General features: G+C 69.5%; 9 protein-coding genes and 1 pseudogene. 3 read left to right on the top strand and 7 right to left on the bottom strand.

The genetic code is table 11. The annotated features are described in order from the left end of the window. The first annotated feature begins 1,059 nt into the window (after positions 1-1,059). Positions 1,060-1,413: a tectonin domain-containing protein gene (locus ACWD3D_RS27380; RefSeq protein WP_451463455.1), complete on the top strand. Its 354-nt coding sequence runs from the start codon at positions 1,060-1,062 to the stop codon at positions 1,411-1,413. 247 nt (positions 1,414-1,660) lie between these two features. Here the strand turns inward: ACWD3D_RS27380 and ACWD3D_RS27375 are convergent, their stop codons facing one another. The 3 genes and pseudogenes from ACWD3D_RS27375 to glnA form a co-directional block, all read right to left on the bottom strand. Then, positions 1,661-2,014 carry a hypothetical protein gene (locus ACWD3D_RS27375; protein WP_451463454.1) on the bottom strand — a complete coding sequence of 118 codons (354 nt, stop codon included), beginning with the start codon at positions 2,012-2,014 and terminating at the stop codon, positions 1,661-1,663. Further along, positions 2,008-2,319: pseudogene (locus ACWD3D_RS27370) on the bottom strand (transposase); the annotation flags it as partial. The gene ACWD3D_RS27375 and the pseudogene ACWD3D_RS27370, both read right to left, overlap by 7 nt. A gap of 253 nt (positions 2,320-2,572) precedes the next feature. After that, positions 2,573-3,982 carry a type I glutamate--ammonia ligase gene (gene glnA / locus ACWD3D_RS27365; RefSeq protein ID WP_275494565.1) on the bottom strand — a complete coding sequence of 470 codons (1,410 nt, stop codon included), beginning with the start codon at positions 3,980-3,982 and terminating at the stop codon, positions 2,573-2,575. A 221-nt stretch (positions 3,983-4,203) separates the two neighbouring features. Here glnA and ACWD3D_RS27360 point away from each other — a divergent pair, with 221 nt between their 5' ends. Then, positions 4,204-4,671, top strand: a complete 468-nt coding sequence (locus ACWD3D_RS27360) for an RDD family protein (protein ID WP_451463453.1) — start codon at positions 4,204-4,206, stop codon at positions 4,669-4,671. A 448-nt stretch (positions 4,672-5,119) separates the two neighbouring features. Here the strand turns inward: ACWD3D_RS27360 and ACWD3D_RS27355 are convergent, their stop codons facing one another. The 4 genes from ACWD3D_RS27355 to lipB all read right to left on the bottom strand — a co-directional run bounded on the left by ACWD3D_RS27355 (position 5,120) and on the right by lipB (position 8,328). Next, complete coding sequence (locus ACWD3D_RS27355; protein WP_451463452.1) at positions 5,120-5,827, bottom strand: DUF4191 domain-containing protein; 708 nt, start codon at positions 5,825-5,827, stop codon at positions 5,120-5,122. A 10-nt stretch (positions 5,828-5,837) separates the two neighbouring features. After that, a complete protein-coding gene (locus ACWD3D_RS27350) occupies positions 5,838-6,047 on the bottom strand; it encodes an SCO2195 family GlnR-regulated protein (RefSeq protein ID WP_328722109.1) in 210 nt (69 codons plus the stop codon). Between the two features lie 312 nt (positions 6,048-6,359). Beyond that, complete coding sequence (gene lipA / locus ACWD3D_RS27345) at positions 6,360-7,340, bottom strand: lipoyl synthase (RefSeq protein WP_451463451.1); 981 nt, start codon at positions 7,338-7,340, stop codon at positions 6,360-6,362. 184 nt (positions 7,341-7,524) lie between these two features. Continuing rightward, on the bottom strand, positions 7,525-8,328 hold the full coding sequence (gene lipB / locus ACWD3D_RS27340; protein ID WP_451463450.1) for a lipoyl(octanoyl) transferase LipB: 804 nt from the start codon (positions 8,326-8,328) through the stop codon (positions 7,525-7,527). Between the two features lie 267 nt (positions 8,329-8,595). Between lipB and ACWD3D_RS27335 the strand changes: the two genes are divergently transcribed. Continuing rightward, a partial coding sequence (locus ACWD3D_RS27335; protein ID WP_451463449.1) for a regulator occupies positions 8,596-9,921 on the top strand: 1,326 nt, incomplete at its 3' end.

Genomic DNA, 9,921 nt, shown 5'->3' with positions numbered 1-9,921 from the left:
CACGGTCGGGTACCCACACCCTCACGAACGGCCGAATCATCACACCGGTAACGGCCTACCAGGACGATTCAGCAAGATCGTGTTACGAGCTCTAAGGGCATCTGCGGTGGGACGAGTACGAACAGCTGAGGGCCAGGGGTGCCGCACAGGCCGTGGCGGCCAGAAGCGTCGGCGTGAATGAGCGTACGGCCAGGGATTGGGATCAGGGCGTCAGGAAGAGTGCCACGACGCGGACCTACGCCGATGGCCGCCGTGTCGACTACGCGGCAGGAACCGTCACGATGGATTTCATCTGAAGCGGAAAGACTCAAGCTGCCGGCGTGCGCAGCCAGGTCGCTCAGATTTTCAACAATGCCGTGTCGGTCAAACTCCGTGCATTTTCGGCCCGCCTTGCCGCACCCCAAGGCGGGCACGGGGTATTTGGCCCTACTGTGCAGGTCCGAACAGGTCTGCTACAGATGGGTGAGTCGTGAGAAAATCCATCACTTCCCTGGCCGTACTTGCCATGCTCTCATTGCCTCTTGTGGGGCAAGCGACGGCGTCCTCGGCGGGAATCCAGGGGGCTACCAACGCGAGATGCCCCGAAGAGGTATGGGCAGGGGGAGACGTGCAGTGCACCATCAGTTACACGGGGTCCAAGTGGTACAGCGGCGACTGGGTCGCACTTCACTATGGCGGTGTTGACAAAAACCTCTGGGTCAACGGATACACACCTAACAACGTCGACTACAAGGTCACCGTGACGAACGCTTGTTGCCAAAAGAGCTCACCTTGGGCGCGGGGCGGTACCGGTGTCGGGCTCTCAGTCGGAGGCTTTTTCGGGACAGATATCCGGGCTGGCGCTCTGACTTACGCCAGCGGGAAAACGCTCAGGGTCTATTAGGGCCTGTGTGATTTCGTGATCAGTATTCGTATTCCGCTGCCGCGCTGGGGCGGATCGCGATAGAACGCCGGCGTGACACGCCGACAGCTCAGCCGGGATCCACCGGCCTGATAGCTGTGGGCAACTTCTCCGGGAACGAAGAAGTGCCCTGTGACCTGCGATGATGAGGTTTCCCTCTGGGACCACATCAAGCACGTTCACGAGGGCACTTCGGCGGCGGACGGCACCGTCTGGGGGGCAACAGCAGCAACCGGGTCTACCAGTACACCGGGGACCAAGACCCCTCCGACCCGTGGGCAGACGTCAACGGCAGCCTGAAGCGGATCACGGTGGGCTCCCGGACCAACGTGTGGGGCGTCGACCCCGCCGGCAGCGTCTACCGGTACACCAACAACGACGCCAGCGGCGGCAACCCCTGGGTCAAAAATTCCCGGCACCGCTACCGACATCGCCGCCGGCGCCGACGGCACCGTCTGGCACACAACGGCGCAGGGGAGATCTTCCGCTACACCGGCGACCAGCTCAGCTGATCCCCACCAAGTGCTCCCTGCGGCCCCCTGACCGAACAGGTCAGGGGGCCGCACACGTCGCGCCAGCACACCAGGCCGACACCGAGGGCTGTCCGGACGTACCGCTTCGCGGCCGAAAGATCGAGCTCTGACAGACGGCCCCGACAACCGGAAGTCGCGGAAGCGTGGCACCTAACCTGAGCACCTCCGGCTGCGCCATGGCGGCACCACGGCCGGCACGGATGGCCGTCGGCCGTGGTGCCGTGTGTCAGTCGCCGGTCTCGTGGGGGAGGCCGTCGTCCAGGACGATGCGGATGGTCTGTCCTTCGCCGTCGACACCGGTGAGCTCGGCGGCGATCCGGTTGTAGGCGGTCGTGGCCAGTGCCCAGTCCGCTTCGAGCGGGGTCGTGGCGTGGCGGGTGTCCCACAGCTTGATGAGCAGGCCGATGAGGGAGCGGCCGGACAGGACGGTCTGGACGCGTCCTTCCTTGACGTCCTCCACCGAGGGCGGGGTGCGGAAGTGGTCGTGGTCGACGGCCAGGGCGGTGAGCCATTCCCAGGTGTCGCGGTGCGCGATTAGGTCCACGGAGGCGACGCCGGCGGCTTTCAGCAGCAGACGCACGCACGTGACCAGTCGAGTTTGCCGGCCGCGTTGAGCTCCGCGAGCAGGACCCGATGCAACTGGTCGAAGACCCCTGCCCTCTGCCACCGGTCCAGCCGGCGCCAGCATGTCTGTCCCGAGCCGAACCCCAGCTCCAGGGGCAGGAGTTGCCAGGCTATGTCGTTGTAGAGGACGAAGAGGATGCCCTGGAGGCAGAGTCGGTCCGGCACAGGTCTCGGCCCCGGCGACCGCTCCGGCCACGGCGGCAGCAACGGCTCGATCAGCGCCCACAACTCATCGTCCACGATCCACGGTCGAGTACCCACGCCCTCACGAACGGCCGAATCATCACACCGGTAACGCCCTGCCAGCCATCATTCACAAGATCGCGTTACGAGCTCTAAGGGCTTGCGGGGAAGCAACACTTTGATTCCCCGCAAGCCCTTAGCCCGGGCAGACCCCGGAAACGCAGACGAACGAGGGCCGCCACCCCGGTCAGGGGCAGCGGCCCTCGTTCGTGCCACTGATGTCACGTCGACGAATCGACGGTTCGGCGCGTACCCGGTACGCAGGGCCGACTTAGAGGTCGAAGTACAGCTCGAACTCGTGCGGGTGCGGGCGCAGCTGGATCGGGGCGATCTCGTGGGTGCGCTTGTAGTCGATCCACGTCTCGATCAGGTCGGTGGTGAAGACACCGCCGGCCTGGAGGTACTCGTTGTCCTGCTCCAGCGCCTCGAGGACGGCCGGCAGCGAGGTCGGGACCTGCTGGACGTTGGCGTGCTCCTCGGGAGCCAGCTCGTACAGGTCCTTGTCGATCGGCTCGGCCGGCTCGATCTTGTTCTTCACGCCGTCGAGGCCGGCCATCAGGAGCGCCGCGAACGCGAGGTACGGGTTCGAGGACGGGTCCGGGGCACGGAACTCGACGCGCTTGGCCTTGGGGTTCGAGCCGGTGATCGGGATACGCATCGCGGCGGAGCGGTTGCGCTGCGAGTACACCATGTTGACCGGGGCCTCGAAGCCGGGGACCAGGCGGTGGTAGGAGTTCACCGTCGGGTTGGTGAAGGCCAGCAGCGACGGGGCGTGCTTGAGGATGCCGCCGATGTAGTAGCGGGCCATGTCCGACAGGCCGGCGTAACCCTGCTCGTCGTAGAAGAGCGGCACGCCGCCCTGCCACAGCGACTGGTGCACGTGCATGCCCGAGCCGTTGTCGCCGAAGATCGGCTTCGGCATGAAGGTCGCGGTCTTGCCGTTGCGCCAGGCGACGTTCTTCACGATGTACTTGAAGAGCATCAGGTCGTCGGCCGCGGCGAGCAGCGTGTTGAACTTGTAGTTGATCTCGGCCTGGCCGGCGGTGCCGACCTCGTGGTGCTGGCGCTCGACCTGGAGGCCGTTCTTGTCCAGCTCCAGGGAGATCTCGGCACGCAGGTCGGCGAAGTGGTCGACCGGCGGGGTCGGGAAGTAGCCGCCCTTGTAACGGACCTTGTACCCGCGGTTGTTCTCGACCGCACCGGTGTTCCAGGCGCCGGCCTCGGAGTCGATGTGGTAGAAGCTCTCGTTCGCCGACGTCTGGAAGCGGACGTTGTCGAAGACGTAGAACTCCGCCTCGGGACCGAAGTAGGCGGTGTCGGCGAAGCCGGTGGAGGCGAGGTACGCCTCGGCCTTCTTGGCCACGTTCCGCGGGTCACGGCTGTACTGCTCGCCGGTGATCGGGTCGTGGATGAAGAAGTTGATGTTGACCGTCTTGTCGCGGCGGAAGGGGTCCACCCGGGCGGTCGACAGGTCGGCGCGGAGCGCCATGTCGGACTCGTGGATGGCCTGGAAGCCGCGGATCGACGAACCGTCGAAGGCGAGTTCCTCGGCCGGGTCGAAGCTCGCTGCCGGGATGGTGAAGTGCTGCATCACACCGGGCAGGTCGCAGAAGCGGACGTCGATGAACTTCACGTCGTTGTCCGCGACGTACTTCTGCACTTCGTCGGCGTTCTGGAACATCCAACTCCTCCTACTCCCGGCCCGGAGGGGCTGGGGTTGTAGCTCGTGTGTGTCGCCAGTGCGGTGGCGCACGTTGAGGGCGACCTTAGGCAGACGGGATTTCCCCAGCATGACCCATTTGTTTCGCCCAAGTTAACCGGGCGCGCGGTGGGGGACACCCCAACGCCCCAACCCGTGCCCCGGGCGGCAGGAAGCAAACACGGCCGCAGTACCGTGGTCGGGTGGACAACAGGCAAGCAATCGGATCGTGGCTCTCCGGCCCCCAGGCCGCCGCCGAGGACATGGGCGTCGACTTCGGCTACCGGGGCAAGCGCCTCGGGCTGCCCGAGGAGGGTCCGGGGTCCGTCGCCCCGCTCGGCCGCCGCTTCGGCGCGATCTTCGTCGACTGGGCGCTCTGCTTCTTGATCGCATACGGGCTCATCGCAGGCGGTGACCAACAGGCCGCCGGTAACTGGGCGTTGCTCGTCTTCCTGGTCCTGAGCTTCCTGACCGTGGGCACCCTCGGCTTCACCCCCGGCAAGCGCCTGCTGCGCCTGCGCCTCGTCTCCGAGGGTGGCGGGCGGCTCGGTATGGGGCGCGTACTCGTTCGGACCGTGCTGCTGCTCCTGGTGATCCCGGCCCTCATCTGGGACCGCGACGGACGCGGACTGCACGACCGGCTCTCCCGGTCCGTCCAGGTCCGCCTCTGACCCTCCCGGGGCCCGTCCGGCGCCCGCCACGACCCCGGTGGCCGCTCCGGGCCGCCCCGGCTCTCCGCGGCGGGCCCGAGGCGTTCCGCCATCCGGACAACCGCATCCGTACCGTGACCCGTCCCGTTCACCATGTGGACGGGACGCACGCGTACGGCCGTCATGGCCCCTTTTGCGCCGTTTCCCGGCCGAGCCGCACCCCGCACCCCGCACCCCGCACCCGCCCACCGCACCCGCCCACCGCACCCGCCCACCGCACCCGCCCACCGCACCCGCCCGGGCACGCGAAGAGGGGCGGTCCCGACCGTTCCCGGTCCGGGGCCGCCCCTCTGGGGTGAGCGTGTGACGCATGACAGATGACGTGTGGACGCGAAACCACGGGGAGCCGCGTGCCGCGCCCGCGCGGCGAGAGAAGTGAAATGGAGCCCGGGGTGCTGCGAGGTGCCGGTCAGCGCGTCTTTCCGCCGCGCGGCATCCGCATGCCCTTCGGCATGGGGCCCTTCGGCAGCGGCATGTTGCTCATCAGGTCACCCATCGCCCGCAGCCGGTCGTTGGCCGCCGTGACCTGCGGGCCGCTGAGGACGCGCGGGTACTTCAGCATCTTCACGCGCACCTTCTTCAGCGGCACCTGGCCCTCGCCGTCGCCCACGATGATGTCGTGCACGGGGACATCGACGACGATGCGCGCCATCCGCTTCTTCTCGGCGGCCAGCAGGCTCTTCACCCGGTTCGGGTTGCCCTCGGCCACCAGCACGATGCCGGCCTTGCCGACCGCGCGGTGCACGACGTCCTGGCTGCGGTTCATCGCCACCGCCGGAGTGGTGGTCCAGCCGCGCCCGATACGGTCCAGCACCGCTGCCGCGGCACCGGGCTGGCCCTCCATCTGGCCGAAGGCCGCAGCCTCCGCGCGCCGTCCGAAGACGACCAGTACCGCGATGACGGCCACGAAGAAGCCCAGGATGCCCAGGTAGACCGGGTGACCGATCGCGAAGCCGATCGCGAGGAGGACGCCGAAGACGACGATCCCCAGTCCCGCGAGCATCAGACCGATCTTCGGGTCCGACCGCCGGGTCATCTTGTAGGTCAGGGCGATCTGCTTGAGCCGCCCCGCGTTCTCGGCGCTGTCCGCGCCTTCAGTGTTTGCCTTCCTCGCCATGTACAGAAGTTTACGTGGCCGAGGAACGGTGCTCCGCAACGGCCTCCAGTACGTGCTGGGCCTCGACCCGGTCCTTGGCGCGACGGCGGTCCTCCAGGACCGCGGTCCAGGCGTTGCGGCGGGCGGTCCGCTGGCCGCCGCTGAGCAGCAGCGACTCGACGGCGCGGAGGGCGTGGGTGACGGTCGGAAGGGCGTGGGCACGTACCGGCGCGGCCTGCATGGCGGTGTTCCCTCTCGGGGCGGTCCGCGCGCTGCGCGGAACGGGGTGCGGGAAGCGGAGGGCGACAGCGGGTTCGGCCACTGAGGCCCGCGGAACCGGGGTCACTGCTCCGGAGCCGGACCAGGATCACTGCTCCGGGACCAGGGTCACCCCTTGGTGTTACCAGGGCATGACCGGTCGGTCAAACACCAATGAAACCTTGATGCGGCCCGTGCGCACGCCGAGGCGGCCCATACGCGTCCCCCACCTGCGGGGAGCGTACGGGCCGCATCGGACGGGCGGTTACCACCCGGTAATGCCTTGTGCTCGGATTCACACGGCCGCGGCGTGCGCGACCGTTCCGGAGGAGGCCGCGTCGCGGGCCTCCATCGCCTGCTGGAAGAGGCGTCCGGCGCGGTAAGAGGACCGCACCAGCGGGCCCGACATCACGCCGGAGTACCCGATCGCGTCGGCCTCGTCCTTCAGCTCCACGAACTCCTGCGGCTTCACCCAGCGCTCGACGGGGTGGTGCCGCACGGAGGGCCGCAGGTACTGAGTGATCGTGATCAGCTCGCAGCCGGCGTCGTGCAGGTCCTGGAGCGCCTCGCTGACCTCTTCGCGGGTCTCGCCCATGCCGAGGATCAGGTTGGACTTGGTCACCAGACCGGCCTCACGGGCCCGCGTGATGACCTCCAGCGAACGCTCGTACCGGAAGCCCGGACGGATGCGCTTGAAGATGCGGGGGACCGTCTCGACGTTGTGGGCCAGCACCTCGGGGCGCGAGGAGAAGACCTCGGCCAGCTGGGCGGGCTCGGCGTTGAAGTCGGGGATCAGCAGCTCGACCTTGGTGCGGCCGGCCTCGCGCCCGTCCGTCAGCGCGTGGATCTGGCGGACGGTCTCCGCGTAGAGCCACGCACCGCCGTCCTCCAGGTCGTCGCGGGCGACGCCGGTGATCGTGGCGTAGTTCAGGTCCATCGTGACGACGGACTCGCCGACCCGGCGGGGCTCGTCGCGGTCCAGCGCCTGCGGTTTGCCCGTGTCGATCTGGCAGAAGTCGCAGCGCCGGGTGCACTGGTCACCGCCGATGAGGAAGGTCGCCTCGCGGTCCTCCCAGCATTCGAAGATGTTGGGACAGCCCGCCTCCTGGCAGACCGTGTGCAGCCCCTCGCTCTTGACGAGCTTCTGCAGCTGGTTGTACTCGGGGCCCATCTTCGCCCGGGTTTTGATCCACTCGGGCTTGCGCTCGATGGGGGTCTGGCTGTTCCGGACCTCCAGGCGCAGCATCTTGCGCCCGTCGGGTGCGACAGCGGACACTCCGGCACTCCCCTTTGCTTTCACTGCATTGGAATCTTCGGCGAACACCAGGGTACGCCCGTCATTCGCACGGCCTTACGTCCGGCCAACCTGTGGCCGACGGGGGCTATTCCCCGTACGGCCCACACCGCATGGCCGAGGACACCCGAGAGGACCCGTACGGCATCCCCGGGGCCGCCGGCGGTCAGGCGCTCGCGGGAGCGGGAGCCACCTCGCGGGGCGCGAGCTCGGCGTTCTCCAGGACGTCGCGCAGGTGCTTCTCCGCGACCGGGAGCACGTCCGCGATGGTGAGGTCGCGTCCCAGCTCGTACGCGAGCGAGGTGACGCCCGCGTCGCGGATGCCGCACGGCACGATCCGGTCGAAGGCGGTGTTGTCGGGGTTCACGTTCAGCGAGAAGCCGTGCATCGTGACGCCCTTGGCGACCCGGATGCCGATGGCGGCCAGCTTGCGGTCCTCACGGCGCTGCCCGGCGTTGGAGGGCGCGTACTCGGGGCCGTTGAGCCGCGGGTCGAACTCCTCGTCGGTCAGCCGGGGGTCGAAGTCCAGGGACAGGCCGCCGATCGACGGCCGCTGCTCGACCGGATCGCCCAGCACCCAGACCCCGCTGCGGCCCTCGACCCGGCTGGTGGCCACGCCGAACTCGGCGGCGGCGCGGATCAGCGCCTCCTCCAGCCGGCGCACGTGGGCGACGACGTCGACCGGGCGCGGCAGCTTCTGGATCGGGTAGCCGACGAGCTGACCCGGACCGTGCCAGGTGATCTTTCCGCCGCGGTCCACGTCGACGACCGGGGTGCCGTCCAGGGGCCGCTCGCTGTCGGTGGTGCGCCGGCCCGCCGTGTAGACGGACTGGTGCTCCAGCAGCAGGCAGGTGTCGGGGACGGTGTCCTCGAACCGGGCGGCGTGCAGCTCGCGCTGCTTCTGCCAGGCTTCCTGGTACTCGACGGCCTCCGTGCCGAACCCCAGCCGGACGAAACGCAGCTCGCTCACGGCGATGCCTCCCTACTCGTGGTGACGCCGGCCCGGAGGGGTACCTCCGCCCGTCGTCACCGTGCACTGATCGCGCCCGAATCACTGTACGACCGTCCGGGGCCGGACCGTCCGGCAGGTCATCCCGTCAGCGTGACCGTCACTCCTCACACGATCGGATGAACATGGAGCGAACCTGGCCGGGGCCGCTCCGAGGGCCGCTAAATTCACGCCGTTCCCCAAGGGCTGCCACGCCCGGCCCAGGCAAGGCAGGAGACCGCACCGCAGATGTCGGAACGACCCCCGCAGCGCACCCCGCACCCCCCGAACCGCAGACTCGCCGCACTCATCTCGGAGGCCGGCTTCTCCCACGCGGGCCTGGCCCGCCGGGTGGACCAGCTGGGGCTGGAGCACGGCCTCGACCTGCGGTACGACAAGACCTCGGTGACCCGCTGGCTGCGTGGCCAGCAACCGCGGGGGACGACACCCGCATTGATCGCCGAGGTCTTCACCCGGCGCCTGGGACGCCGGCTCACCGCCCAGGACCTCGGGCTGGACGCGTGCGCGCCCGTGTACGCGGGGCTGGAGTTCGCGGCGACCCCGGCCGAGGCCGTCGACATCGTCAGCGGACTCTGGCGCAAGGACTCCGGCAACCAGGCGGACCTGCGCAAGATCGCCTTCACCCCGGCCGGACTGGTGGTGCCGAGCCGGGACTGGCTGATCGGTCAGGCCGACGAGTCCGTCTCCCGGGGCGATCTCCCGGCACCCGCCGCGCCCCAGGGGCCCGGCGCCGCTCCCGCCTCCGGCCCGCACGGCGAAGCGCGCTCCGGCACCCGCACGAGCGCCCCGCACGGCCAGGGCGGCCCCGGTGGCCAGGCCCCCGGCGCCTGGATCGGTGGTCAGCGCCCCGCTCCCACTTCCACCCCCCTCCCCGCCCCCGGCCACGGGCCGGGCGGCGCGGCGGACGGCGGCACGGGTACGCCCTCCGCCGGAAACCCCGGCACCCCGCGCCCCGTGGTGCCCCGCCAGCGGCAGACCGAGCGGGGGCCCGGGCAGCGCGTCGGCAACGGCGACGTGGCGGCGCTGCGCTCGGTCGGCGAGCTCTTCCGCTCGCTCGACCACGCCTACGGCGGCGGTCACGCCCGCCAGGCTCTGATCCGCTACCTGGAGCACGAGGCCGAGCCCATGCTCCGGGGCAGCTACACCGAGACGACCGGCCGCCGGCTCTTCGCGGCGGCGGCCGACCTCACCCGGCTCGCCGGGTGGACCTCGTACGACATCGCCGCGCACGGACTGGCGCAGCGGTACTTCGTCCAGGCCCTGCGGCTCGCCCAGGCAGCCGGGGACCGCGCCTACGGCAGCTATGTGCTGATCACCATGAGCCGGCAGGCGGTCTACCTCGGGCACGGCCGCGAGGCCGTCCAGCTCGCCCGGGTGGCCCAGCAGGGGGTGGGCCCCGCGGCGCCCGCTGCAGTCCAGGCGCTGCTGCACGCGGTCGAGGCGCGCGGGCACGGCGTGTCTTGCCGACCGGTGCGAAGGCCCAGTAGAAGCCGTCGCCGAGCGCCGCGTCGTCCGGGGTGGCGGCCGAGGTCGTGCTCACGGCCCCCGTCCCCG

Source organism: Streptomyces sp. NPDC002690 (assembly GCF_053592415.1).
Note: the sequence above shows the minus strand (reverse complement) of the source record. Positions and strands in the feature narration are given on the sequence as shown.

Excerpts from the sequence above, each read along its gene's own strand:
- glnA (WP_275494565.1), bottom strand. The coding sequence starts at position 3,982 with ATGTTCCAGAACGCCGACGAAGTGCAGAAGTACGTCGCGGACAACGAC.
- ACWD3D_RS27355 (WP_451463452.1), bottom strand. The coding sequence starts at position 5,827 with ATGGCGAGGAAGGCAAACACTGAAGGCGCGGACAGCGCCGAGAACGCG.
- ACWD3D_RS27350 (WP_328722109.1), bottom strand. The coding sequence starts at position 6,047 with ATGCAGGCCGCGCCGGTACGTGCCCACGCCCTTCCGACCGTCACCCAC.